21 protein-coding genes are annotated in these 26,663 nt (G+C 67.3%); 13 read left to right on the top strand and 8 right to left on the bottom strand.

Annotated elements, in window-relative coordinates; genetic code table 11:
• Positions 1-229: 229 nt before the first annotated feature.
• The 3 genes from bioD to ABZS43_RS35205 all read right to left on the bottom strand — a co-directional run bounded on the left by bioD (position 230) and on the right by ABZS43_RS35205 (position 2,729).
• Positions 230-904, bottom strand: coding sequence for a dethiobiotin synthase (gene bioD, locus ABZS43_RS35215; RefSeq protein ID WP_355040336.1), 675 nt, complete (start codon positions 902-904; stop codon positions 230-232).
• Positions 905-1,025: 121 nt separating this feature from the next.
• Entirely contained in the window at positions 1,026-2,180 is a 1,155-nt protein-coding gene (locus ABZS43_RS35210; protein WP_355040335.1) for an 8-amino-7-oxononanoate synthase, read from the bottom strand.
• 69 nt (positions 2,181-2,249) lie between these two features.
• Positions 2,250-2,729, bottom strand: coding sequence for a MarR family winged helix-turn-helix transcriptional regulator (locus ABZS43_RS35205; protein ID WP_355040334.1), 480 nt, complete (start codon positions 2,727-2,729; stop codon positions 2,250-2,252).
• Between the two features lie 59 nt (positions 2,730-2,788).
• Between ABZS43_RS35205 and ABZS43_RS35200 the strand changes: the two genes are divergently transcribed.
• Complete coding sequence (locus ABZS43_RS35200) at positions 2,789-3,163, top strand: cupin (RefSeq protein ID WP_355040333.1); 375 nt, start codon at positions 2,789-2,791, stop codon at positions 3,161-3,163.
• A gap of 26 nt (positions 3,164-3,189) precedes the next feature.
• Here ABZS43_RS35200 and ABZS43_RS35195 read toward each other — a convergent pair whose 3' ends face one another.
• The gene (locus ABZS43_RS35195) at positions 3,190-4,458 is read right to left on the bottom strand and encodes an adenosylmethionine--8-amino-7-oxononanoate transaminase (RefSeq protein ID WP_355040332.1); all 1,269 of its coding nucleotides are present in this window, start codon (positions 4,456-4,458) and stop codon (positions 3,190-3,192) included.
• A 283-nt stretch (positions 4,459-4,741) separates the two neighbouring features.
• Here ABZS43_RS35195 and glgX point away from each other — a divergent pair, with 283 nt between their 5' ends.
• Together glgX and treY are read left to right on the top strand one after the other, a co-directional pair.
• Positions 4,742-6,862 (top strand): glycogen debranching protein GlgX, encoded by a 2,121-nt coding sequence (gene glgX / locus ABZS43_RS35190; protein WP_355040331.1) that lies wholly within the window; start codon positions 4,742-4,744, stop codon positions 6,860-6,862.
• A 13-nt stretch (positions 6,863-6,875) separates the two neighbouring features.
• Positions 6,876-9,311, top strand: coding sequence for a malto-oligosyltrehalose synthase (gene treY / locus ABZS43_RS35185; RefSeq protein ID WP_355040330.1), 2,436 nt, complete (start codon positions 6,876-6,878; stop codon positions 9,309-9,311).
• A 68-nt stretch (positions 9,312-9,379) separates the two neighbouring features.
• Here treY and ABZS43_RS35180 read toward each other — a convergent pair whose 3' ends face one another.
• The gene (locus tag ABZS43_RS35180) at positions 9,380-9,619 is read right to left on the bottom strand and encodes a hypothetical protein (RefSeq protein ID WP_355040329.1); all 240 of its coding nucleotides are present in this window, start codon (positions 9,617-9,619) and stop codon (positions 9,380-9,382) included.
• An 86-nt stretch (positions 9,620-9,705) separates the two neighbouring features.
• Here ABZS43_RS35180 and ABZS43_RS35175 point away from each other — a divergent pair, with 86 nt between their 5' ends.
• Complete coding sequence (locus ABZS43_RS35175) at positions 9,706-10,140, top strand: nitroreductase family deazaflavin-dependent oxidoreductase (protein WP_355040328.1); 435 nt, start codon at positions 9,706-9,708, stop codon at positions 10,138-10,140.
• A gap of 73 nt (positions 10,141-10,213) precedes the next feature.
• The gene (gene ilvA / locus ABZS43_RS35170; protein WP_355040327.1) at positions 10,214-11,569 is read left to right on the top strand and encodes a threonine ammonia-lyase IlvA; all 1,356 of its coding nucleotides are present in this window, start codon (positions 10,214-10,216) and stop codon (positions 11,567-11,569) included.
• Between the two features lie 8 nt (positions 11,570-11,577).
• On the opposite strand, the gene ABZS43_RS35165 is transcribed toward ilvA, so the two are convergent.
• Both ABZS43_RS35165 and treZ read right to left on the bottom strand, forming a co-directional pair.
• Positions 11,578-12,828 carry a serine hydrolase domain-containing protein gene (locus ABZS43_RS35165; protein WP_355040326.1) on the bottom strand — a complete coding sequence of 417 codons (1,251 nt, stop codon included), beginning with the start codon at positions 12,826-12,828 and terminating at the stop codon, positions 11,578-11,580.
• 64 nt (positions 12,829-12,892) lie between these two features.
• Positions 12,893-14,629 (bottom strand): malto-oligosyltrehalose trehalohydrolase, encoded by a 1,737-nt coding sequence (gene treZ / locus ABZS43_RS35160; RefSeq protein WP_355040337.1) that lies wholly within the window; start codon positions 14,627-14,629, stop codon positions 12,893-12,895.
• A 139-nt stretch (positions 14,630-14,768) separates the two neighbouring features.
• On the opposite strand from treZ, the gene ABZS43_RS35155 reads away from it, so the two are divergent.
• A complete protein-coding gene (locus tag ABZS43_RS35155) occupies positions 14,769-15,386 on the top strand; it encodes a class I SAM-dependent methyltransferase (RefSeq protein ID WP_355040325.1) in 618 nt (205 codons plus the stop codon).
• A 4-nt stretch (positions 15,387-15,390) separates the two neighbouring features.
• On the opposite strand, the gene dnaE is transcribed toward ABZS43_RS35155, so the two are convergent.
• Positions 15,391-18,957: a DNA polymerase III subunit alpha gene (gene dnaE, locus ABZS43_RS35150; protein ID WP_355040324.1), complete on the bottom strand. Its 3,567-nt coding sequence runs from the start codon at positions 18,955-18,957 to the stop codon at positions 15,391-15,393.
• Between the two features lie 457 nt (positions 18,958-19,414).
• On the opposite strand from dnaE, the gene ABZS43_RS35145 reads away from it, so the two are divergent.
• From ABZS43_RS35145 to ABZS43_RS35115, 7 genes are all read left to right on the top strand, one after another.
• Complete coding sequence (locus tag ABZS43_RS35145) at positions 19,415-19,873, top strand: hypothetical protein (protein WP_355040323.1); 459 nt, start codon at positions 19,415-19,417, stop codon at positions 19,871-19,873.
• 84 nt (positions 19,874-19,957) lie between these two features.
• Entirely contained in the window at positions 19,958-21,151 is a 1,194-nt protein-coding gene (locus ABZS43_RS35140) for a histidine kinase (protein ID WP_355040322.1), read from the top strand.
• A 30-nt stretch (positions 21,152-21,181) separates the two neighbouring features.
• The gene (locus ABZS43_RS35135) at positions 21,182-22,006 is read left to right on the top strand and encodes a LytTR family DNA-binding domain-containing protein (protein ID WP_355040321.1); all 825 of its coding nucleotides are present in this window, start codon (positions 21,182-21,184) and stop codon (positions 22,004-22,006) included.
• Complete coding sequence (locus ABZS43_RS35130; protein ID WP_355040320.1) at positions 22,003-22,371, top strand: hypothetical protein; 369 nt, start codon at positions 22,003-22,005, stop codon at positions 22,369-22,371. Before ABZS43_RS35135 ends, ABZS43_RS35130 begins: the two co-directional genes overlap by 4 nt.
• Before the next feature lie 54 nt (positions 22,372-22,425).
• The gene (locus tag ABZS43_RS35125) at positions 22,426-24,180 is read left to right on the top strand and encodes a cation acetate symporter (protein WP_355040319.1); all 1,755 of its coding nucleotides are present in this window, start codon (positions 22,426-22,428) and stop codon (positions 24,178-24,180) included.
• 247 nt (positions 24,181-24,427) lie between these two features.
• Positions 24,428-24,790, top strand: coding sequence for a DUF485 domain-containing protein (locus tag ABZS43_RS35120; protein ID WP_355040318.1), 363 nt, complete (start codon positions 24,428-24,430; stop codon positions 24,788-24,790).
• Entirely contained in the window at positions 24,787-26,421 is a 1,635-nt protein-coding gene (locus ABZS43_RS35115; protein ID WP_355040317.1) for a cation acetate symporter, read from the top strand. The genes ABZS43_RS35120 and ABZS43_RS35115 overlap by 4 nt, the downstream gene beginning before the upstream one ends.
• Positions 26,422-26,663: the final 242 nt, after the last annotated feature.

Raw genomic sequence — 26,663 nt, 5'->3', positions numbered from 1 at the left:
TACAAGCTTAGCGCAGCCGATCACCCGAAACCAAATCCAGGATCCCAACCGAACCAGTGTGATCGCCAGGCGCTCCTCGTACTACCTCGTTTCCCAGGCCTCGCCCAGCCTTGCGGCTCTGCGTGGCGGCTCCGGGTCGGTGTCCGTGTCGCTCTGACTTGGATAAAGTTACGTAGCCGTGTGCACGATGTCAAATCGCCTGGTAGACGGCCTGGATTCGAGTATTTCGCTAGTCGTGCTTCGCGAATTCCGCCGTGAACCAGCCGGGGGCAGCCTCGGTGAATCGCTGCCGACCCCACGCACCCGCGCCGTCGGGAATGGCGCCGACCAGTTCCACGCCCGTCACCCGGGGTAAATCGGTTCGATTGCATTCCGAAGCCAGATCGGGGTCCGCCGGCCAGGCGCCGATCACGAGGCCCGCGCAGCGCACGCCCGCCACGTCGAGAGCGCGGGTGGTCAGCTCGCTGTGGTTCAGCGTGCCGAGCCCGGCCGCCGCGACGACGAGAACCGGGGCGTCGAGTTCCCTCGCCAGCTCGATCACGGTGAATTCGCCGAGCCGGACCAGTAGCCCGCCCGCTCCTTCGACCAGGGTGAGGTCGGCATCGCGCAGTCCGTCGATAGCGGCCGCGGCATCCCGCAATGTCAACAGCGGTTGTCCGCACCGCCTGGCCGCGGTGTCGGGGGCGAGCGGATCCGGGTACCGCGCGAGTTCGAGGGTTCCGGTGACCCCGCTGAGGCGCGTTATCTCCGCCAGATCGCCCGGCTCCCCCGGCGCGACACCGGTCTGGGCCGGTTTACAGACCGCCACCGAGCGCCCCTCGGCCGCTGCCGTCGCGGCGACGGCGGCCGTGACAACTGTTTTGCCGACCCCGGTCGACGTACCGGTGACGAGCAGGACGCTCATGCCTGGACCTCCCCGACAGCGTCGGCGCGGAGGTGCGGGCCGGACAGTTCTTCGCTGTCGGCGCACGACGGGCCGCGCACCGATGAGATCGGCCACGACGCGTGGGACGGCGCTGACGGCCTCATGCCGGCACCGCGTCCAACCCGCGCGCGTTGGCCAAGACCTCGCCGAGGACCATCGCGATGGTGCCGATTTCTTCGTCCGTCAGATCGGCGCGGGCGGTGAGCCGCAGCCGCGAAGTGCCCTCCGGCACCGACGGCGGACGGAAACATCCGACGTCGAGGCCGCGCGCCCGACATTCCTCGGCCGCCTCGTTGGCGACCCGCGCCTGCCCCAGCACCACCGAGACGACCGCCGAATCCGGCGTTGCGACGCCCGCGATGCGCGCGATATCGGCGGCTCGTTCCAGTACTCGCGCGGCCATCTCGGGTTCTGCGCGCAACAGTCGAAGGGCCGCGCGCGCGGCGCCGACGGCGGCGGGAGCCAGGCCGGTGTCGAAGATGAAGGTGCGCGCGGTATCGATCAGATGGGCGCGGACCCGTTCACCCGCGAGGACCGCACCGCCCTGAGCCGCGAATGCCTTGGACAACGTCGCGGTGATCACCAGATCCGGCTCACCGGACAAGCCGACTTCCTCGACGAGTCCGCGACCGCCGGTGCCGCGCACACCGAGGCCGTGCGCCTCGTCCACGATCAATACCGCGCCGTTCGATCGGGTGACCCGGTGCAATTCGGCCAGCGGGGCGAGATCACCGTCGGCGCTGAAGACGGAATCGGTGAGTACCAGCGCACGTTCCTCGGTGCGCGCGGCCAGCAATCGGTCCACCGCGTCGATATCGCGGTGCGGCGCGATCTCCACTCGCGCCCGCGACAGTCGGCAGGCATCCACCAGGGACGCGTGACTACCCGCGTCGGAGACGATCAGCGAACCCCTGCCCGACAACGCGGTGACCACACCGAGATTGGCGGCGTATCCGGAGGCGAACACCAGACCGGACTCCGCGCCGACGAAATCGGCGAGCTCGGCCTCCAACTGTTCGTGTTCGGCGGTGGTGCCGGTGACCAGCCGAGAGCCGGTGGAGCCCGCACCCCAGCGCCGCACCGCCTCGATCGCCCCTTCGATCACCTCGGGGTGGCGAACCAGGCCGAGATAGTCGTTGGAAGCCAGATCGATCGATGCCGACAACGGCATCCTCGGCCGTAGTTCCCGGTGCAGCCCGGCGGTGGCCCGGTCGGCCGCCCGGTCGTCCAGCCAAATCGAGAGATCGGTAGTCACAGCTCCGCAGCATACTTGAACAGCGTTCAAGGCGGTATCACGTCGGCGACACGGGAACTGTCGCGGCGCTCATGACCCGAACCAATTCGGCGTATCGAACCGGAACACTTCCCCCGGCGTGACCTTGCGCAGATCCTGTTCCAGCGCGGCGAGTCGATCCGGGCCGAGTAGTTCGGCCCAGCGATCGTGGATCCGATCGAAGGCACGGGCGGATTCGGTCAGCGCGTCGACGGCCCGATCGGTGAGGGTGTAGACCTTACGTCTCGCATCCTCCGGATCATGTCCGCGCCGCAGGTAGCCGAGGCGCTCCAGCGCATCGATATGTTTGCCCGCGGCCTGCTTCGAAACGCCGAGCGCCCGTCCCAGATCGGCCGCGGTACATCCGTATCCGCCCCCGACCCGACCGACGGCCTGGAAGACGAACCCGTGCATCGGCCGCAGATCGGCATGCCCCCGCCGCGCCAGTTCGGCGTGCACCTCATCGATGACGGTCCGAAATCCGAGGAGCAGGCGCAGCGGCAGTTCATAGCCACCGGAATCGCTTGACATGATGGACAACCTCGTTAACCATATAGACAACGTTGTTGTCTATTATAGGAGATCCGCACATGACACTCATCCGCCATACCGAGACCCGGCGCACCGAAACCCCCGGCGGCGTGATGACCACGCTCGCCTCGCCCACCCAGGGCGATACCGGACAGGCGCTGTGGCGCGTCGAGGTTCGTCCCGACGTCGCGGGTCCGGTCCACACCATCGATGCCGAGCAGATCTGGACCGTACTGACCGGGCAGCTCATCGTCGATCTGGACGGCACGAAACTGACTGCCGCCGAAGGGGATACGGTCGTCCTGCGCGCGGACGCGCAACGGCAGGTGACCGGAGGCGGCGACGGGTTCACCGCCATCGTCACCGCCCCCGCCGGGGCGCGGGCGAGAACCCCCGGTGGTGATACCGCCATCGTGCCGCCCTGGATCGCGTGAACGCACGCTCGTCGCGGCCTACGCGATCACGCCGCCGCCGCGGCGAGCATGCCCGCGGTGATGATCTCGATATCCGCGCTACTGCTGACGAACGGCGGCATGCAGTAGACGAGATTGCGGAACGGCCGCAGCCACGCGCCCGCCGCCACCGCGGCATCGGTCGCGCGGCGCATCTGGACCGGTTCTGCCAACTCGATGACCCCGATCGCGCCGAGCACCCGCACGTCGACCACCCCGGGTAGGTCGCGGGCGGGGGCGAGGCCCGCGGTGAGCTCGGCTTCGATACGCCCGACCTCGCCTCGCCAATCGCGATCGAGCAGTAATTCGATGGAGGCCACCGCCACCGCGCACGCCAGCGGATTCCCCATGAAGGTCGGTCCGTGCATGAGTCCACCGTGGGCCGCGCTCAGTGTCTCCGCGATCCGCGCGGTGCACAGCGCGGCAGCCAGGGTGAGGTAGCCGCCGGTGATGGCCTTGCCGACGCACATCACATCCGGTGCGACGCCGACGTGGTCGGCGGCGAAGAAGGTTCCGGTCCGGCCGAATCCGGTGGCGATCTCGTCGAAGACGAGCAGGACGCCGTGCTCGTCGCAGAGCCTGCGCAGATCCAGCAGATAGCGCGGATCATGCCAGCGCATGCCGCCGGCACCCTGCACCACCGGTTCGACGATGATCGCGGCGAGTTCGTCGGCGTGCGCGGCGACCAGCCGTTCCAGTTCGGCGACGTACTCGGCGCGATACTCGCGCGGCGGGGCGGGGGCGAAGATCTGGCGGGCCAGCACATCGGTCCACAGCGAATGCATGCCGCCGTCCGGATCACAGACGCTCATCGGTGTGAAGGTGTCGCCGTGGTAGCCGCCGCGCCAGGTCAGCAGCCGGGACTTACCCGGTTTGCCGAGCGCGCGCCAGTACTGCAGACACATCTTCACCGCGACCTCGACCGAAACCGAACCGGAGTCGCACAGGAAGACCTTGTCCAATCCCTCGGGGGTATGCGCGACGAGCAACTCGGCCAGCCGCGCGGCGGGTTCGTGCGTCAGTCCCCCGAACATCACGTGACTCATCCGCCGCGACTGCGCGAGCAGGGCCGCGTCCAGAACCGGGTGCCGGTAGCCGTGGACGGCCGCCCACCACGAACTCATGCCGTCGACGAGGACACGGCCGTCGGCGAGGGTCAGTCGGGTGCCCTCGGCGGAGGCGACCACGAGCGGTGCGGTGGTCGCGGGGAAGCCGCCGTAGGGGTGCCAGACATGGTCGGCGTCGATGGCGGTGATCTCGTCGGGGGTGAGTGCCACAGGAATCCTCGCGGTCGAGCGATCGCCCCGGACTTCCCGGAGGCGAGCTTGAACGGTGTTCAAGTTATCACCGGGGCGTTGCGGCACGCGGGGAGACCCTCATCACGCGAACAGTCGCCCGGCACGCCGGAACCGAAACGATCGCCAGCGGCGCGCACCTGAGGTCCGGCCACGATCGGGTCGGCCGGACCCGACGCCGCGCACCGCACGACGACCTCGGCGAACGCGTCCGCCCGCAACGACCCGCGAGAGCGATCGCGTCACTGCCGCTACTGTCATTTGTATGTCTGAGCCCGACGCATCGCCCGGTGACCTGACGCCACTCGGTGTGTGGCCCGGCACGCCGTATCCCCTCGGCGCGACCTACGACGGCGCCGGGACCAATTTCTCGGTGTTCTCGGAGGTGGCCGAGGCCGTCGAACTGTGCCTGATCGGTCGTGACGGCGCCGAATCCCGCGTTCGGCTCGATGAAGTCGACACCTACGTCTGGCATGCCTACCTCCCGACCATCGGGCCGGGGCAGCGCTACGGATTCCGGGTGCACGGACCCTACGATCCGGAGCGGGGATTGCGCTGCGATCCCAGCAAATTGCTACTCGACCCGTATGGCAAGGCATTCGACGGCGATTTCGACGACGACCCCTCCCTGTACACCCACGGACTGGATTCGCTGGGCCACACCATGACCGGGGTGGTGATCAACCCCTTCTTCGACTGGGGCGCCGATCGCCCGCCGAATCGGCACTACCACGAAACGGTGATCTACGAGGCGCACGTCAAGGGTATGACGATGACGCATCCGGATATCCCCGAAGAGTTACGGGGCACCTACGCCGGTATCGCGCATCCGGCGATCGTCGGCCACCTGAAGAGTCTCGGTATCACCGCGATCGAGCTGATGCCGGTGCACCAGTTCCTGCACGATCGGACGCTGCTGGACCAGGGCCTGCGAAACTACTGGGGGTACAACAGCTTCGGATATCTCGCACCGCACAACGGGTATGCGGCGAGCCCGCGCGGCGGCGCGGCGGTCACCGAATTCAAGGCGATGGTGCGCGCGCTGCACGCCGAAGGTATCGAGGTGATCCTCGACGTGGTCTACAACCACACCGCCGAAGGCAACCATCTCGGCCCGACCATAGCCTTCCGCGGCATCGACAACGCCGCCTATTACCGTCTGCTGGACAAGGATCCGTCGCACTACAGGGATTACACCGGCACCGGCAACAGCCTGAATGTGCGCCATCCGCACACGCTGCAGCTCATCATGGATTCGCTGCGGTACTGGATTCTGGATATGCACGTCGACGGGTTCCGCTTCGACCTGGCCGCCACCCTCGCCCGCGAACTGCACGATGTGGACCGGCTGTCCACCTTCTTCGACCTCGTCCAGCAGGACCCGGTGGTCAGTCAGGTGAAGTTGATCGCCGAGCCGTGGGATATCGGCGAGGGCGGCTATCAGGTCGGCAACTTTCCCGGGCAGTGGACCGAATGGAACGGCAAATATCGCGATACCGTGCGCGACTACTGGCGGGGCGAACCCGCCACGCTCGGCGAATTCGCGTCCCGGCTCACCGGCTCGTCGGATCTGTACGAGGCGACCGGGCGCAGGCCGAGCGCCAGCATCAATTTCATCACCGCGCACGACGGCTTCACATTGCGGGATCTGGTGTCCTACAACGAGAAGCACAACGCGGCCAATGGCGAGGACAACCGCGACGGCGAAAGCCACAACCGCTCGTGGAACTGCGGGGTCGAAGGTTCGACCGACGATCCGGAAATCCTCGCGTTGCGCGCCAGGCAGACTCGCAATCTGCTCGCGACGCTGATCCTGTCACAGGGCACGCCGATGCTGTCGCACGGTGACGAGATGGGCCGCACCCAGCACGGCAACAACAACGTCTACTGCCAGGATTCCGAACTCGCCTGGATGGACTGGTCCCTGATGAAAACCAACGCGGAACTGTTCGACTTCACCCGGAATGTGATCGCATTGCGCACCGACCATCCCATCTTCCGCCGCCGCCGCTTCCTGGCGGGCAGGCCCATCCGGTCCAAGGATCACGCCAGGGATATCGCGTGGCTGACCCCGGCGGGCGAGGAGATGGCGCCCGCCGATTGGGACAGCGGCTTCGGCAAATCACTGACCGTCTACCTGAACGGACTCGGTATTCCCGAGCCGGGCCCACGCGGCGAACGCATCACCGACGACTCCTTCCTGCTGTGTTTCAACGCCCACGATGCCGCGATCGACTTCGTGCTGCCCGACACCGACTACGGCGCCGAATGGTCGGTGGCCCTGGATTGTTCGGTACCCGACGGCCTTTCCGAGGCCGCCTACCCGGCATCGGCCACCCTGCCGGTACCCGCCCGGTGCCTGCTCGTTCTCCGCTGCCCTGCTTAATCGGACAACGCATATGACTGCCTCCACCCCATCCCAGCAGACCCACCACACCGATCCGATCGCCCGCGCCAAGTCCCGGATACGAACGATCTCGGTCCGCAGCACCTACCGGCTGCAGCTGCGACTGGACACGCTGACGTTCACCGATGCCCGCACGATCGCCGAATACCTACAGCAGCTGGGTATTTCGCATCTGTACCTGTCGCCGATCCTCACCCCCATGCACGGCTCGACGCATGGCTACGACATCGCCGACCCGACCACAGTCTCGGCGGCGCTTGGCGGGCCGGGCGGGCTCAAGGCACTCGCCGACGAGGTGCGCAGCCGCGGCATGGGCCTGATCGTCGATCTGGTGCCCAATCATGTCGGCGTCGCCGACCCGCGCCAAAACCCCTGGTGGTGGGATGTGCTGCGCAACGGCAAAGAATCGGCCTACCAGCACTATTTCGATATCGATTGGAGTTCGTCCAATGGCGCGGGCGGGCGGCTCGCGCTTCCGATCTTGCAGAGCGAGAACGATCCGGCCTCGTTGACTGTCGACCGCTCCGGCCAGGAACCGATGCTGGCACTGCGTGATCTGCGTTTTCCGATCGCGCCCGGCACCGACGGCGACAACGCACTGCGTATCCACGACAAGCAGCACTACCGGCTGGTGAGCTGGAAGGCCGGGTTGTGCACCTACCGCCGGTTCTTCGCGGTCAGCAGCCTGGCCGCCGTGCGCCAAGAGGATCCGGAGATCTTCGACATCACCCATCGCGAGTTGGCCGCGTGGTGCGAGCACGACCTCATCGACGGCGTGCGCGTCGATCATCCGGACGGACTATCCGATCCGGCCGACTACATGGTCCGGCTGCGCCAGCTCATCGGACCTGATCGCCTGCTCCTGGTGGAGAAGATCCTGGCCAACCGGGAACCGCTGGACGCCACTCTTCCGGTGGACGGCACCACCGGCTACGACGCGCTGGCCGGGCTCGGCGGTGTGCTGATCGACCCGGAGGGCGAATCGGCGCTGACCGAACTCTCGCGTCGATTCGCCGGACACGGCAGCGACCGCGCCTGGGTCGGCGAGACCGAACACCGGATCAAACGCGCTGTCGCCGAGAGCATTCTGACGCCGGAGGTGCGTCGTCTGGTGGCCGCGATCAAACGCGACGCGGCCGCGGAAAGCTTCGACACCCTCGCGCTGACGAACGCCACCATCGAGGTGCTGGCCTTCATGCCGGTGTACCGGGCGGATTACGCACCGCTGGCGGGGATGACAGGCGCGGTGATCGCCGAGGTCGAGAAGCGCAACAGCGAACTGACCGCGCCGCTGTCGGTGCTGGTGACGGCGCTCGCGGTGGACGGCGAGGCGGCCGTGCGATTCGGTCAGGTGTGCGGGGCGATCACCGCGAAGGCTGTCGAGGACACCATGTTCTACCAGGGGGCGCGTCTGGTCTCGCTGCAGGAGGTCGGCGGCAACCCGGCGCGCTTCGGACATTCGCTCAACGAATTCCATCTCGCCAATACCGAACGCGCGCAGCGCTGGCCTGCCTCGATGACCACGCTGTCGACCCACGACACCAAACGCGGCGAGGATGTGCGCGCCAGGATCGGCGTGCTGTCTCAGGCCGCGAGCATCTGGGCGCGGTCGGTCGAATCCTGGCTGGAGCGGACCCCGGTAGCGGACGGCGCGACGGCGCTTTTCCTGTTGCAGAACATGTTCGGGGTCTGGCCTGCCGACGGACGGCCGGCCTCCTCGGTACCCGGCCTGCGGGAGCGGCTGCACATGTTCGCGGAGAAGGCGATCCGTGAGGCGGGTACCCGGTCGTCGTGGGAGGAGCCGGATTCGGAATTCGAGGCCGCGGTGCACGGCTGGCTGGACACGGTGATAGACGGGCCGATCGGCGCCGAAATCAGCGATCTGGTGCACGATCTCGCGCCCCACGCCTGGTCGGATTCGCTGTCGCAGAAACTGTTGCAGCTGTGCGGACCGGGCATTCCCGATATCTACCAGGGCTGCGAACTCTGGGAGGATTCGCTGGTCGACCCGGACAATCGCCGCCCGGTGGATTTCACAGCGCGCACCGGCATGCTGCATTCACTCACCGGCACACCGGCATTGGACACCTCGGGGGCCGCGAAGATGTGGATCGTCGCCTACGCGCTGTGGCTGCGCCGGGAGCGACCGGAGTGTTTCGTCGGCGGTACCTATCTCCCGCTGTTCGCCACCGGCGAGCAGGCGAGCAGGCTGGTGTCCTACGCCCGCGGAAAGCCCGGCACGGCGCCGGAGGTCATCGTCGCGGCCACCAGACACAGTGTCGGACTCGTCGAATCCGGCTGGGGCGATACCGCGTTGGATCTGCCGTCCGGCAGCTGGACCGACCGTCTGACGGGCCACACCTTCCAGGGACGCGCCCGCGTGGAGAAGTTGTTCGCCCGTCTGCCCGTCGCCCTGCTCGTGCGCTGAGAACCGAAAGCCCCCGGCTGACGCGACACCCCTCGATCCGGACCGAGGGGTGTCGATCCCCGTTCGGATCAGTGCGACGACAGCACTCGGTCGGCGTGACGCACCGGCGGGTGACGCAGGACCGTCACGTATCCGGCCACCCAGCGCACGACGGCGACGGCCGAGCCCGCGAGTACTCCGATCTGCGGCGAACCGGTGATCAGCGCCAGCATCAGGCAGGTCACCAACCCCGCGGCCAGAGCCTCGAGCTTGAACACCGGCCACGCGGAACCCGCGATATCGACCGAAGGAGGGTGAACCGTCGCCATCTGTTCAGGATATACGGACCATGAAGTTCGGTCCACCTAACATTCCGGATGGGAACAGCGGCGCACCCCGCGACGTTGGCTCCGGTATGCCACTGACAGGAGAATACGCACCGAGCACATCGGACTGGGCCCGTGAACAGGCCGAGATCTACGAGGGGTCCGGGGGCACCGAGGGCACCGTATTGCAGGGCAAACCCATCGTCCTGCTCACCACCCGAGGCGCGAAGTCCGGCAAGTTGCGCAAGACACCGCTGATGCGAGTCGAGCACGACGGCGAGTACGCGGTCGTCGCCTCACTGGGCGGAAGTCCGAAGAACCCGGTCTGGTACTACAACATCAAGGCCGACCCGCACGTCGAGCTGCGCGACGGAACCGTGACCGAGGACTACACCGCGCGCGAAGTCTCCGGCGACGAGAAGGCGCTGTGGTGGGAACGGGCCGTGGAGGCCTGGCCCGCCTACGCCGACTACCAGACCAAGACGACCCGCGAAATCCCGGTCTTCGTCCTCACGCCGCGCTGACCTGCGACACCGGGGCCTGCTTTACACCCACCCGCCGCGTTCACCCGACGCGGCGGGTGGCAGCATATTTCGGGTGTCCAATCCGCTCGAGGTCCTCGACGAACTATCCCCTGCCCGTCCCGCGCTGACCGCGGACGAGATCGACGCCGCCGCGAAGCGTATTGCCGACATTATCGAACCGACCCCGCTGCAGTTCAGCCCTCGGCTCTCCGCGGCGACCGGCGCGCAGGTATATCTCAAGCGCGAGGATCTCACCGCCGTGCGCTCCTACAAGCTGCGCGGCGCCTACAACCTGATCGTGCAACTCACCGCCGACGAGCGCGCCGCGGGCGTGGTCGCGGCCAGCGCGGGCAATCACGCCCAGGGCGTCGCCTACGCCTGTCACGCCATGGGTATCCGCGGCCGCATCTACGTGCCGACCACGACGCCCAAGCAGAAGCGGGACCGCATCCGCGTGCACGGCGGCGAATTCGTCGAACTGATCGCGATCGGTGAGACCTACGACGCCGCCGCGGCGGCCGCCGCCGCCGATGTCGAGCGCACCGGCGCGACCATGGTTCCGCCGTTCGATGATCCGCGCACCGCGGCGGGTCAGGGCACCATCGCCACCGAACTCCTCGAGCAGCTCGGCACAGCCCCCGATCTGGTCATCGTTCCAGTGGGCGGCGGCGGCTGCCTGGCCGGTATCGGAACCTACCTGCGCGAACGCGCGCCCAAGGCGGGAATCCTCGGCGTCGAGCCGAGTGGCGCGGCCTCGATGACGGCGGCGCTGATCGCCGGGGGCCCGGTGACGCTGCCGACGATCGATCCGTTCGTCGACGGCGCCGCGGTGCGCCGCATCGGCACGGTGCCTTACGCCGCCGCCTCCACTTTCGGGAGCCGGGTGGTCTCGCATGCCTCGCTGCCGTTGCTGATCGCTACCGAATCACCCCGTGGCGCAGGACAATTCCGCGTGATGCACGTCGACGAGGGCGCGATCTGCACCACGATGCTCGACCTCTACCAGAACGAGGGCATCATCGCCGAGCCCGCGGGCGCGCTGTCGGTCACCGCGCTCGGCGAGATCGAACTGGAACCGGATTCGACCGTGGTGTGCCTGGTATCCGGCGGCAACAACGATGTCTCGCGCTACGGCGAGATCATCGAACGCTCGCTGGTGCATCGCGGCCTGAAGCACTACTTCCTGGTGGACTTCCCCCAGGAGCCAGGTGCGCTGCGGCGATTCCTCGACGAGGTACTCGGGCCCGACGACGACATCACCATGTTCGAATACGTCAAGCGCAACAACCGCGAAACCGGCGCGGCGCTGGTCGGCATCGAACTCGGCACCCGCGACGGACTGGATTCGCTGTTGGAACGGATGCGCGAATCCCCCATCCGGTGCGAACGGCTCGAACCGGGTTCCCCGGCGTACCGCTATCTCACCTGACGCGCCCCCTACGCGGCCGCCTCCCTCGTGATGACGGGGGCGGGCCGCTTGGCCCCGCGCAGGCAGTTCATCATCAGCGGTAGCAACCACATCGCCGACACCTGGTCGACGCTCATCTGCGGCACCGCCAGCCGGTTGTGCACGAATCCGACGGACAGACCCAGTCGCGGTTCGGCCCAGCCGAAGGAGCCGCCGAGCCCGATATGACCGAGACCTTCGTGCGCGTAGGGAACGGGCAGCGAGTGATAGCCCAGATGCCAGAGCATCGGCACGTAGAACAGCGCGTGGTCGAGTTGGTAGCTGCGAATCCGGCGCAGTTGGGTGATGGTGTGCGCGGAGAGGTAGCGGCGACCGTCGACCATGCCGTCGTTGGCCAGCGCCCCGTACACGGTCGCGAGGCCGCTCGCGGTGCACACGCCGTTGCCCGCGCCGAGTTCGGTGTCCAGGATCGGCGGGGCCTCGCCTTCCAGGATGGCCTCGACGCCCGGCATGAGCAGGGCGCGGGCGGCAGCTCCGGCCGGGCCGGGGATGCCGAAGGTGCGGCCGAGGATCCGCGCGCCGAGCGGACCGCCGAACAGCCGCAGTTGATTGCCCGCGAGCGGGGCGAAGCTGGTGGTCGAGCCCGGCGGCGGTGTGCCGAGGTGGATGCCGTCGATTCCCAATGGCTCGGCGACCTCGGTACGGAACAGTTCGGACATGCCCCGCCCGGTGACCGCGCGGGCCAGACCCGCCATCAGCCAGCCGAAGGTGAGCGCGTGATAGGTGGGAACGCCGAGCAGCCGGTCGGGTTTCGCCGCGGCGAGCCGCTCCTCCATGAGCCGGTGGTCCAGTATCTCGCTGACCTCGGTCGCGACCGTACTGAGCGAGGACAGCCCCGCCCGGTGGGTCATCGCCTGCTGCACGGTGATGGCGCCTTTGCCGTTGGCGGCGAATTCCGGCCAGTATTCGGCGACGGGGGCGGCGTAGTCGAGTAATCCGCGATCGGCGAGCCGATGGATGACGGTCGAGGTGATGCCCTTGGTGGCGGAGAAGACGATCGTGCCGGTATCCCCGGTCCACCGGGCCGATCCCGAGTGCTGGCCGGTCCAGATATGCACGAGCGGCTCACCGTGCAGGTGAATCGCCAGTGCGGCCCCCGCGCCGCGGCGACGCCCGAAAGCTCTCGCGAAAGCCCGCACCAGCGGGCCGAATTCGGCAGTCGCGCTGCCGCCGACCCCTTCGGGTAGATCCACGAGATCCCCGGAAGCCACATTGCTCATTATTCAACGTTACTTCCAGTACCACGTCCAGCCAAGTATGTCTCGGACAGCTGAGGCCACAATGTTATTGCCCTGACATCGCGGTATCGATGACGGTGAACGAATGACCCGGCAGCGTCGCACCCGCGTGAGACAACTCCGGAGCGTCCCAGGACAGTACTTCGACGCCCGAGTAGCCGACCGTCACCGGGTCTGCGGACAGATTGCAGGCCAGCAGCAGCGGGCCGCGCCGCACCGTGATCCAGCCTCGCCGCTCGTCGTAGTCGACGCCGACGTCGGCCAGCCACGGATCGGTGATCTCGGCTCGGGTCCGCCGCAGATCGATCAACGCTCGATAGCACGCGAGCAGCCGGGAGTGGCCGTCGCGCTCGGGTTCGGTCCAATCCAGTTTCGATCGCAGGAAAGTCTCGGGATCCTGCGGGTCGGGCACGTCGTCGCTCGACCAGCCGTGTTCGGCGAACTCGGCCTTGCGGCCCCGCGCGGTGGCGGCGCCGATCACCGGATCGGTATGGGAGGTGAAGAACAGGAACGGCGTGCGCGCGCCCCACTCCTCGCCCATGAACAACATCGGCGTGAAAGCGGAGAGCAGCACAAGTGCGGCCTTGATCGCGAGTTGGCCGTCGGTGAGATAGGCGCTCGGCCGGTCGCCGATGGCCCGGTTGCCGATCTGATCGTGGGTGCAGGTGTAGGCCAGCAGCGCGCTCGCCGGAATCAGGGTCCGATCGAGCGGCCTGCCGTGGGTGCGTCCGCGGAAACTCGACCACGTCCCCGCGTGGAAGAAGCCGTGGGTCAGGGTCTTCGCCAATGATTCCAGCGCGCCGAAATCGGCGTAGTAACCCTGCCGCTCGCCGGATACCGCGGTGTGCACGGCGTGATGCAGATCGTCGTTCCACTGCCCGCTCAACCCGTAGCCGCCCGCGGCGGGCGGGGTGATCAGACGCGGGTCGTTGAGGTCGCTTTCCGCGATGAGGGTGAGCGGTCTGCGCACATGCGCGGCGAGCGCGGTGGTTTCGGTCGCCAACGCGGCGAGCAGATGGGTGGCCGTACGGTCGACGAGGGCGTGCACCGCGTCGAGGCGCAGTGCGTCGATATGGAAATCGCGCAGCCATCGCAGGGCGTTATCGATGATGTGGCGGCGCACCGGATCGGAATCGGGGCCGTCCAGATTCAGGCTCTGACCCCAGGTATTGCGCCCGTCGGTGAGATACGGGCCGAAACGCGGCAGGTAGTTGCCCGACGGCCCGAGGTGGTTGTAGACGACATCGAGCGCCACCGCCAGCCCCCTGGCATGGCAGGCGTTCACGAACCGCTGCAAACCGTCCGGTCCGCCGTAGGGTTCGTGCACCGCGTACCAGAGCACGCCGTCATAGCCCCAGTTGTGAGTGCCGTCGAAGGCGTTCACCGGCATCAACTCGACCACCGTGATGCCGAGATCGACCAGATGATCCAACCGCTCGATCGCGGAATCGAAGGTGCCATCGGGTGTGAACGTGCCGATATGCAGTTCGTAGTAGACGGCCCCGGCCAGCGGACGTCCCGTCCACGCCGCGTCGGTCCAGCGGGCCGGGTCGAGCGTATGCACCGCCGACCTGGCGTGGACGCCGTCCGGTTGTCTCGGCGAGCGCGGGTCGGGCAGCACCGTGGGATCGTCGTCGAGCAGGTAGCCGTAGCGCGTCCCGGATTCGGCGGGCGCCTCTGCGCGCCACCAACCGTCCGCCGAACGCGTCATGGGATGCGCGATCCCCTCCAGATCCAATCGCACCGACTCCGCCCGCGGAGCCCATACCTCGAAGGAAGTCACCGCGCCAGCGAAAGAGGTCACCGCGCCAGCAAAGGAAGTCACCGCGCCAGCATGGCACGGGCCGCACGATCCGGCCCGGCGAGCCCGACCCGCCGCGGGGGGCGGTGCGTCGCGACGCTATCCCTGACACAGTGGAGCGGTGGGATTCTACGGAGATCGGATCGTGCCGCGCATTATCGACGTGGCCTGCGGGATGCGGGCGAACAACCCGCAACGTGAACGCGCCTGCGCTGGCTTGCACGGCCGGGTGGTGGAGATCGGCTTCGGTTCGGGATTGAATGTGCCGTTCTATCCGGCGGCGGTCGGATCGGTCAGCGCGGTGGAACCCGCCGACCTCGGATGGCGTCTGGCGAGTAGGCGCCTCGCCTCGGCCACCGTGCCGATCGAGCGGGCCGGGCTGGACGGCCAGGCCCTCCCCTTCGCCGACGACAGCTTCGATTGCGCCTTGTCCACCTGGACCATGTGCACCATCCCGGATATCGCCGCGGCGCTCGCCGAATTGCGGCGGGTGCTCACCCCCGGCGGCACCCTGCATTTCGTGGAGCACGGACTCGCCCCGGATGCCCCGGTACAACGTTGGCAGAACCGGCTGAATCCCGTCCAGAAGACGGTGGCGGGCGGCTGCAACCTGAATCGGGATATCCGCGGACTCGTCGAGGCGGCGGGCTATGAGATCCGCGATATCGACGTGTTCTACGCCAAGGACACGCCGAAGATCCTCGGCGCGCTCTCCCTGGGCGTCGCGGTCTCCGCCTGAACGGTCAGACTCCGAGGCAGCCGGGGCCGAGTAACGCCTTCAGATCGCCCATCAGCGCCGAGGAAGGCGAAACACGCAGGCTGTCATCGAGTTTCAGCAGCGTGGTCTTCTCGCGAGCTCCGACGTGACGCAGGTGTACGTCGGAGGTGCCGGGATGACGCGACAGCACCCGCTTGAGTTCACCGACCTTGTCGGGGGTGCACATCCGGGTGGTGAGGGTGACCGCGAGCGGTTTGGCGACACCGATCGCGGAGAGGTCGGGTACGACGAGATCGTTGGCGATCAACGAGATCCGGTCGTCACGCACCGAAACCCTCGCCTTGACAAGAACCACCGCGTCTTCGACGACGTCCATGCCGAAGACCGAATACGACTGGGGGAAGAACAGCACCTCGACGCCGCCGGTCAGATCCTCCAACTGCGCCGACGCCCAGGCCAGACCGTTCTTGTTGATGCGCCGGTTCACCGAGGCGAGGATGCCGCCGATGGTGACCTGCGCCCCGTCCTTGACATCGCCTTCCAGAATCGCCGGAATCGGCGTATCCACCTGCGAGGCGAGGACATGTTCGACACCGTTGAGCGGATGCCCCGAGACGTAGAGACCGAGCATCTCGCGTTCGAGCGCCAGCTTGTGCTTGGTCTCCCACTCGTCGGCGGGAACGGCCACATTGAATACCGAGGACACCGACTCGTCGGCATCCAAACCGCCGAACAGGTCGAACTGTCCGATCGCCTCGGCCTTCTTGGTGGTCATCACCGCGTCGATGGCGTCGGAGTGGATCAGCAGCAGGCCCTTGCGGGGATGTCCGAGCGAATCGAAAGCGCCCGCCTTGATCAGGGATTCGGTGACCTTCTTGGTACAGGCGATGGCGTCGATCTTGTTCAGGTAATCGGAGAAGTCGGTGAATTTCGACTTCTCCTTGCGCGCCTGGATGATCGAGGACACCACGTTGGTACCGACATTGCGGACCGCGCCGAGGCCGAAACGGATGTCCTTACCGACCGAGGCGAAGTTCTGCTCGGATTCGTTGACATCAGGCGGCAGCACCGTGATGCCGAGTTTGCGGCAGTCCGACAGGTAGACCGCGGCCTTGTCCTTGTCGTCACCGACGGAGGTGAGCAGCCCAGCCATGTATTCGGCCGGATAGTTGGCCTTGAGGTAGGCCGTCCAGTAGGAGATCAGGCCGTAGGCGGCGGCGTGCGATTTGTTGAACGCGTAGCCGGCGAACGGGAGAATCGTGTCCCACAGCGCCTTGATCGCGGCCTTGGAATAACCGTTGGCCTGCATGCCCGCCTCGAAGCCCTCGAACTCCGCGGCCAGCACCTCGGCCTTCTTCTTACCCATCGCGCGGCGCAGGATATCGGCTCGGCCGAGCGAGTATCCGGCCACTTTCTGCGCGACGTGCATGATCTGCTCTTGGTAGACGATCAGACCGTAGGTCTCGCCGAGGATTTCCTTCAACGGCTCGGCCAGCTCCGGATGGATCGGCTTGACCTCTTGCCTGTTGTTCTTGCGGTCGGCGTAGTCGTTGTGCGCGTTCATGCCCATCGGGCCTGGCCGGTACAGCGCGCCGACGGCGACGATATCCTCGAACGCGTTCGGCTGCATGCGGCGCAGCAGATCGCGCATGGGGCCACCGTCGAGCTGGAACACGCCGAGGGTGTCGCCGCGCGACAGCAATTCGTACGTCGCGGCGTCATCGAGTGGCAGGGTGTCCATATCCAGCTCGATACCGCGGTTGGCCTTGATGTTCTCCAGCGCGTCACCGATGACGGTGAGGTTGCGCAGGCCGAGGAAGTCCATCTTCAGCAGGCCGATGGCCTCGCAGGAGGGGTAATCCCATCCGGTGATCAGCGCCCCGTCCTGGGGCCGCTTCCACAGCGGGATCGCGTCCATCAACGGGTCACAGGACATGATGACCGCGCAGGCGTGCACGCCCGCGTTGCGGATCAGGCCCTCCAGCCCGCGCGCGGTCTCGTAGATCTTGGCGATATCCGGATTGGTGTTGATGAGTTCGCGGACCTCGGCGGCTTCCTTGTACCGCTCGTGATCCGGATCGGTGATGCCGGAGACCGAGATGTCCTTGGCCATGATCGGCGGCGGCAGCGCCTTGGTGATCTGGTCGGCGATGGCGAAACCGGGCTGGCCGAACAGCACTCGCGCCGAGTCCTTGATGGCGGCCTTGGTCTTGATGGTGCCGAAGGTGATGACCTGGGCGACCCGGTCGGTGCCCCACTTCTCGCTCGCGTAGCGCACCATTTCACCGCGGCGGCGATCGTCGAAGTCGATATCGATATCGGGCATCGAGACGCGCTCGGGGTTGAGGAAGCGCTCGAACAGCAGACCGTGCGGCAGCGGATCGATATTGGTGATACCGAGCGCGTAGGCGACGAGGGAACCCGCCGCGGAACCGCGACCGGGGCCGACGCGGATGCCGACCTCGCGGGCGTGATTGATGAGGTCGCCGACCACGAGGAAGTACGCGGGGAAACCCATTTCCAGGATGACGCCGATTTCGTAGGCGGCGCGGTCGAGGTATTCCCTTGGCGCGCCGTCGGGGAAGCGGCGCTTCAGCCCGAGGTCGACCTCCCTGCGCAGCCAGCTGGCCTGGTCGTGGCCCTCTGGCACCGGGAAGATCGGCATCCGGTCGCTGTGCGCCCATACGGCGTCGTAGGGCTGCACGCGTTCGCCGATGAGCACGGTGTTGTCGCAGGCGTCGGGGACTTCCGCGTCCCACAGCGCGCGCATCTCCTCGGCCGACTTCAGGTAGTAGCCGTCACCGTCGAATTTGAACCGGGTGGGGTCGCTGAGCGTCTTGCCGGTCTGAATACACAGCAGCGCTTCGTGATTGGTCGACTGATCCTTGGTGACGTAATGGCAGTCGTTGGTGGCGATCGCCGGGATGGCGAGTTTGCGGCCGACCTCGAGCAGGCCCTCGCGGACCCGGCGTTCGATGGAAAGCCCGTGGTCCATCACCTCGAGGAAGAAATTATCGGGGCCGAAGATCTCCTGCCATTTGGCCGCGGCCTCCAGCGCCTCGCGGTCGTGGCCGAGTCGCAGCCTGGTCTGCACCTCGCCGGAGGGGCAGCCGGTGGTGGCGATGATGCCCTCGGCGTGCTGGGCGATGATCTCCTCGTCCATCCGCGCCCACTTGCCGAGCTGCCCCTCGAGCGAGGCCAGCGAGGACAGTTTGAACAGGTTGCGCAGACCGGTCGCGTTCTCGGCGACCATCGTCATGTGGGTGTAGGCGCCCGAGCCGGAGACGTCGTCGCCCTTCTGGCCGGGGTCGCCCCACTGCACGCGCTTGGTGTCGAACCGGGAGCCGGGTGCGATATAGGCCTCGATACCGATGATCGGCTTGATACCGGCCTTCTTGGCGGAGTTGTAGAACTCCGACGCGCCGTACATATTGCCGTGGTCGGTCATCCCGACCGCGTCCATTCCCAGCCGTTTCGCCTCGGCGAACAGGGGCGAAATCTTCGCCGCACCGTCGAGCATGGAGTACTCGGTGTGGTTGTGCAGATGAACGAACGATCCGGACGAGGCGGCCAAGACGGTCCTTCCTCCCATGGGTCTCGACGGGGGTTGGCCTAGCGATTCTAGGCATGTCGGTATGACAAATTTCCGGAGGCTCGCGCTCGGTGACGGGACGTCCCAGGAACATTCCAGCGGGGATCGGCGTGTCGGTGTCGAAGATCACCGGCGCGTCGAGCGACTCGTCGTGCAGCCGTCCGATTTCCGCCACGACGACGGGTTTTCGGGGACCGTTCACACTACGCGATCCCCTGGCTCAACCCCGCTTCCGCCAGAGGAACTCACGCCGCCGGTTCGGCGTGGGTCCCCAGCCCGGCAGGACACGGCGCCCCGCCTCGAGTCCGATCTTGTTCGCCAAGGGTGTCCCGGAGTATCCGGAGCTGGTCATAGGCAAACTGTATGCCGTGTGATCGCTCTGCATCGCGGGATCGCGCCGCGCTCGGGGCAATCCGGATACCGCCATTCACCCACATCCGAATACGAAGAGGTGCCGATGATTTCGATCAGAGCAGGATTCGCACTTCCCGCCGCCTCGACTATCGCCACGATCGGTCTGCTCGCGGGCGCGGCGCCGGCGGGCGCGATAGTGGAGGGCCCGTTCGCCACTATCTACTCGCTCACCGACGGACCGTGCGTCGCACGGGTCGACGCGTCGGTCAGCGGTAACGGCTACCCAGACCACGCCGCGTTCACCGTCGACACGAATATGGTCGGCGTCGGCGATATGGGCGCGTGCACCCTGCCGGTCACGCTGAACTGGCGCAATCTCGACACCGGGCAGACCGGTTCGTTCACCACCATCGCCCGGGGGCCGGGGCACTGGAGCAACGGCGGCTATTCCGCCATCTTCGCACCCGGTATCGGCGATTTCACCGGCACCGTCGCCATCGACGACGCCTATGTCCCCGAGTCCGGCGGCGTCGACTTCACCGTGAGGAAATACCAGCCCTAACTCGGATATCCGTTCCACCGGGTGGAGCCGCCGGCGCGATAATCGGCGCATGAGCCCATCGATGCGCCATCGCGACTGCCCCCGATGACGACCGCCGTCGCGATCGTCGCCGGGGCGGCGCTGATAGCCGGTGCGCTGCTGTTGTGGCCGCGCACGCGACGGTCGGTGACCACCCCGGCCGAGCGGGCGGTGCATACGGCGTTGCACACCGCCTCGCTCGCGGCGCGACCGCTGCGCGGCGGGCTCACCGAACTGTCGGCGCAGCAGGCCGCGCCGCATCTACGGACCCTGACCGGGGCCGAGGCGCTCGGCGTCGCGGACGCGGACGCGACACTGCTGGCGTGGAACGGGCCGCACGACGAACTCGTCCAGCGGTTCACCGACGCCGCAGCACGCGCTATCGCGACCGAGCGGCCGGTGCTGGTGCCGATACCCGGTCGCGGCGATCAGGCCGGACACACCCTGATCGCGCAGCCCCTGCTGATCGAGAACGCCGGGGTCGCCGGGGCGCTGGGGGTGGTGACCACCGATCAGCCCGGCCCCGGCCACCTCGGCGCGATCGCCGAGGTGGCCAGGTACGTGTGCGGACAGCTGGAACTGGCCGAACTCGACGCGTCGCGGGCGCGGCTCGACCGCGCGGAGGTGCGGGCGCTGCGGGCCCAGATCAGCCCGCATTTCATCTACAACGCGCTCAACACCATCGCCTCGTTCGTACGCACCGATCCGGACCGTGCCCGCGAATTGATCATCGAATTCGCCGATTTCACCCGGTATTCGTTCCGGACCGCGGGTGAATTCACGGTGCTCGCCGACGAATTGCGCAATATCGAACGGTATCTGGCGCTGGAGCGTGCCCGTTTCGGTGACGCGCTCGAAGTGCGGTTGCAGATCGCGCCGGAGGTACTCGGCGTCGTCCTCCCCTTTCTCGCACTGCAACCGCTGGTCGAGAACGCGGTGCGGCACGGACTCGCCGGAACCAGGCGGGGCACCATTTCGATCGTCGCCGACGACGCCGGCGCCGACTGCGTGATCACCGTCGAGGACGACGGGGTCGGCATGGACCCCGAACTGCTGCGTTCGGGGGCGCTGGACGCTGTCGAGGCCGGATCAGGTCCAACGGGTTCCACCGAATCCGCCCACGTGGGACTGTCCAACGTGGACGATCGATTACGCGCCGCGTTCGGCAACGACTACGGCCTCGTCGTGGAGACCGCGCCGGGGGCTGGAACCAAGGTCGGTCTGCGCGTCCCCAAATTCCGCGCCGGAATTCAGGCGTGAGGGGCGTGCCGATACCGGAATCGGCACGATATGTCCTGCGCTTACGATGGAGCGATCGTGACACGCACCACCGATACGACGGCGACCGCCCTGCGGGTACTTGCCGTGGACGACGAGAAACCCGCGCTCGACGAGTTGGTGTATTTGTTGCGCGCGCAACCGGAGGTCGGCGAGATCCACCGAGCCGGCGACGCGACCGAGGCGTTGCGACTGCTGCGGGCGCATCCGGTGGACGCGGTATTCCTCGATATCAATATGCCTGGCCTCGACGGTATGGAGTTGGCCGGAATCCTGTCGGAATTCGCGAATCCGCCCTCGGTGGTGTTCGTGACGGCCCACGAAGACCGCGCCGTGGCCGCTTTCGATCTCGGTGCGGTGGACTATCTGCTGAAACCGCTGCGGGAGGCCCGGCTGGGCGAGGCGGTGCGCCGCATCATCGGCGCACGCGCCGCACGCGCGCCGGGGCCTCGGCAACCGCGCTCGGATCCGAACGAGGTCATTCCGGTGGAACTGGGCGGGGTCACCACGCTGGTGCACCGATCGAGCGTGAGCTGGGTGGAGGCCGACGGCGATTACGCGCGGCTGCATACCAGTGCCGGTTCGCATCTGGTGCGCATACCGCTGTCCGCCCTCGAGTCACGATGGGAGAACGCGGGTTTCCTGCGGGTGCACCGGTCGTATCTGGTGGCGCTGCGACTGGTGACGGGTTTGCGCGCGACCGGGTCGGGAACGGTGGTCTGTCTGCGCGCCGACGGCGCCGCAGCGGCGGTGGAACTTCCGGTCAGCCGCCGCCAGGTGCGCGAGCTGAAACAGCGTCTGGTGCACGGCCCGCGCCACACCTGGACGAACCGATGACCGGACCGCTGCCCCGCCCGGCCCGCACCCGCGTGGTGCTGGCCGAACGCCGGGGCGCGAGGCGGGTGCGGACCAGGGTGGAGGTGGCCGAGCAGACCGAGATCGGCGAGGCGATGGTCGGCGGGCTGATTCGCGCCCAACTCGGGCTGGCACTGCGGCTGGCGCTGGTTTCGACCCTCGTCCTGTGCTCGGTGCCGCTGGTGTTGCGGATCGAGGCGATCGCCTCGGTGGTGGTCCTCGGTATCCGGCTGCCCTGGCTGCTGCTCGGTCTTGTCGTCTATCCGGCGCTGTACGCGGTAGGGCGACTCTACGTGCGCCTGGCCGAACGCAATGACCAGGATTTCCTCGATCTGGCCGAGGACTGAGATGTCGACGACACCCGCATCGGACGGTCGGCGGCGCCGCGGAGCATCGCGGCGATGAGTGCGGCGACCGCACCCGCCCTCACGGTCGCCGCGCTCCTGCTCGCGGCCATCGCCACGGTGGCCATCGGCGCGTACGGCGTGCGGCTGGCGCGCACCACCTCGGATTTCCTCGTTGCCTCGCGCAGCGTCGGCCCCCGCTGGAACGCCGCCGCCATCTCCGGTGAATATCTCTCGGCGGCGTCCTTCCTCGGGGTGGCCGGACTGATCGCGAAGTACGGAGCGGACGCGCTGTGGTATCCGGTCGGATTCACCGCGGGATATCTGGGCCTGCTGCTGTTCGTCGCCGCGCCGCTGCGCCGTTCCGGCGCGTACACCGTGCCGGATTTCGCGGAGTTCCGGCTCGGCTCGGTGCGGTTGCGCCGATTGGCGGCGGTGGTCGTCGTGTTGATCTGCGGGGTTTATCTGATTCCGCAGTTCCAGGGGGCCGGATTGACCCTGCGGATTCTGCTCGGGGTGCCGAGTTGGGTCGGGGCCCTTGCCGTCGGCGCGATCGTCATCGCGAATGTGGCGGGCGGCGGCATGCGGTCGATCACGTTGGTGCAGGCGTTCCAGTACTGGTTGAAACTCACCGCGGTCGCGTTGCCCGCACTCGTGCTGCTCGGGCATTTCCTCGTCGAGGACCGGGAATTGGGCTCACCGGCCCCTCCGGTCGTCACCGAGCGCACCGCGGTCGACGTGACCACCGATGTCCGGGTGCGGGTGGCCGCCCCGCAACAGGTTTCGATCACCGGCACACTGGACGGCGACGCGGTGGACGCCGTCGTCCAGCTCACGCCGGGCACGCACGACGTGGCCGCGGGCACCGCATTGGTCCTGGAACCGGGTGCGACGGTGCCGGTGGTCGCGGGAGCGCCCGCCGACGGCGCGACCTGGCTGACACCGGGCGGCGGATTCGGCGGCAGTCATCCCACCTACCAGGTGTATTCGCTCATCATCGCGACCTTCCTCGGGACGATGGGTCTGCCGCACGTCCTGGTGCGCTTCTACACGAATCCGGACGGCAGGGCCGCGCGATCCACGGCGCTTGCGGTCATCGCACTGGTCGGACTGTTCTACCTGTTCCCGATTCTGCTCGGCGTGTTCGCCCGGCTCTACGTACCCCAATTGCTGATCACCGGCACCTCCGACGCCGCGGTCGTACTGCTGCCCGGATCGGTTCTGAGCGGGCTGCCCGGTCAATTGCTGGCGGCGTTGGCCGCGGCGGGCGCGATCGCGGCGTTCCTGTCCACCTCGTCCGGACTGCTGGTCAGCATCGCCGGTGTGCTCAGCACCGATATGTTGCGCGGGCGGATCAGGGATTTCCGGTACGCGGCGCTCGGCGCCGGTGTCGTGCCGCTGTCGTTATCGCTCGCGGTGGCCTCGCTCGATCTGTCCAGGACCGTGGCGCTGGCCTTCTCGGTCGCGGCCTCGACACTGTGCCCGCTGCTCGTCCTCGGGATCTGGTGGCGCGGACTCACCGCGGCGGGCGCGGCGGCCGGGCTGATCGTGGGTGGGCTCGCCTCGGGCGGCGCGACGGCGATCTCGGTCGCGGGCGGGGTGTCCGACGAGCCCGCAGGCGGGTGGCCCGCCGCGCTGCTCGGCTATCCGGCGGCCATCAGCGTGCCGCTGGCCTTCACGGCGATGGTCCTGGTCAGCAAGGTGACGCGCGGCCAGGACGGCCGGACCGTCGGTCGCGTTTTCGTGCGCATGCACGCGCCGGAACGGCTGGGGATGGGCGCGGACCGCGAACGTCGTTTGCGCACAACGTAATACGGACTCCCGCGCCGAAACCCCCTCGCCCGCGAGGTGGTAGGCGAATACGACCTTCGCCCATGCCGGTCGCCGGATTCGCCCTCCCCCACACTCCCGGTGCCGGTGACCGTTCGTCGCGGCCGGGTGACCGCTCACCGCACAGATCGGCAGCTTCACGGAGTGACCTCCGCCACATCGTCAACGGGGTGCTTCGGCGCGGCTACGGTCAGCGCAGTTACCCACGTCACACGCTAGGACGCCTCGCATGACCAGTATCGACCTCGACAAGGACGGCCCGGCCTCACGGCGCACGCCGACCGCCGAGGATTTCGCCGCCGTGCACGACAGCCCGCAATTCCAGGAACTGCGCAATCGCCTGCGGCGCTTCGTATTCCCGATGACCGCGGTATTCCTGCTCTGGTATCTCAGCTACGTACTGCTCGGCGCCTACGCGCACGACTTCATGGCGACCGAGGTGTTCGGTCACGTCAACACCGGACTGCTGCTCGGACTCGGACAGTTCCTCTCCACGTTCGTCATCACCGCGGTCTACGTCCGGTTCGCCAACAGGGAACTCGACCCCCGCGCGGCGGCCATCCGCAACCATCTCGAGGAGGACCGGGCGTGAGCACGCACTACCTGGCTGCCGGAACAGTCGGCGAACCTGTCGCCAATATCGCGATCTTCGCGCTCTTCGTCGCGGTCACCATGGTGGTGGTGATCCGGGCCAGCCGTAACAACACCACCGCCGCGGATTACTTCACCGGCGGGCGCGGCTTCTCCGGACCGCAGAACGGCATCGCCATCGCGGGCGACTACCTTTCCGCCGCGAGCTTTCTCGGCATCGCGGGCGCGATCGCCGTCTACGGTTACGACGGTTTCCTCTACTCCATCGGCTTCCTGGTGGCCTGGCTTGTCGCCCTGCTGCTCGTCGCCGAAATGCTCAGGAACACCGGCAAATTCACCATGGCCGATGTGCTGAGCTTCCGACTGCGGGAACGCCCGGTACGCACCGCGGCCGCACTGTCCACGCTGACCGTCTCGCTGTTCTACCTGTTGGCGCAGATGGCGGGAGCGGGCGGCCTGGTTGCCCTGCTGCTCGATATCGATTCCAAGGCGGGGCAATCGCTGGTGATCGCCGTTGTCGGCGTGCTGATGATCGTCTACGTCCTGGTCGGGGGCATGAAGGGCACCACATGGGTGCAGATCATCAAGGCGGTGCTGCTCATCACCGGCGCGGCCCTGATGACGGTGATCGTGTTGACGAAGTACGGATTCAATTTCTCCGACATCCTCGGCTCGGCCCAGGACGCGGTGTCGGGATCCACGAACAAGGCGGTCGCGGGTCGCGATGTGCTCGCGCCCGGCGCGCAGTACGGGGCCAACGAAACCTCCAAGCTGAATTTCGTTTCGCTCGGGCTGGCGCTGGTGCTCGGCACCGCGGGTCTGCCGCATGTGCTGATGCGCTTCTACACCGTTCCGACCGCCAAGGAAGCACGGCGCTCGGTCGTGTGGGCGATCGGCCTGATCGGCGCTTTCTACCTGTTCACCCTGGTGTTGGGGTACGGCGCGGCGGCCATCGTCGGACCGGATCGCATTCTCGCCTCGGCCGGCGGACAGAATTCCGCGGCGCCGCTGCTCGCCTTCGAACTGGGCGGGGTGGTGCTGCTCGGCGTCATCTCCGCGGTCGCCTTCGCCACCATTCTCGCGGTGGTCGCCGGACTGACCATCACCGCGTCGGCCTCCTTCGCCCACGATATCTACGCCAGCGTCATCAAGCGCGGCAATGCCGACGAGTCCGCGCAGGTGCGGGTCTCGCGCATCACCGCGGTGGTGATCGGCATCATGGCCATCGGCCTCGGCATCCTGGCCAACGGGCAGAACATCGCGTTCCTGGTGGCGCTGGCGTTCGCGGTCGCGGCGGCGGCGAATCTGCCCACCATCGTGTATTCGCTGTTCTGGCGGCGGTTCAACACCACCGGCGCGCTGTGGAGTATGTACGGCGGCCTGATCTCGACCATCGTCTTGATCGTGTTCTCCCCCGCGGTATCCGGCACGAAATCGGCGATGCTGCCCGGTTCGGATTTCGACTGGTTCCCGCTGTCCAACCCCGGAATCGTGTCGATCCCCCTCGCCTTCGTCCTCGGCGTGGTCGGCACCTGGGTCGGCGGTCGCACGCCCGAGGATCCGGCGAAGGCCGTGGAGATGGAGGTTCGTTCGCTCACCGGTGTCGGCGCCGAGCAGGCGATCTCGCACTGACCCACCGGTACGACCGGCCGCAACGGCGCGGCTACTTCCGTTGGGCCCCGCGATCGCCGGGGCCCAACGGAAGTCCGCCGATCATTCGAACAGTCGATAAGGAGACCTACGTTGACCAGCGCACCCACCGACCGCGTCCCCGCGGCCTACCCACCGTCCGCGGATTTCGTGGCGCAGGCGAATGCCGATGCGTCGTTGTACGAACGAGCCGCCACCGATCGCGAGGGATTCTGGGCCGAACA

The organism is Nocardia sp. NPDC005366 (genome assembly GCF_040606855.1).
Lineage (GTDB): Bacteria > Actinomycetota > Actinomycetes > Mycobacteriales > Mycobacteriaceae > Nocardia.
The sequence above is the reverse complement of the archived record's forward strand: the minus strand, read 5'-3'. Positions and strand labels throughout refer to the sequence as shown.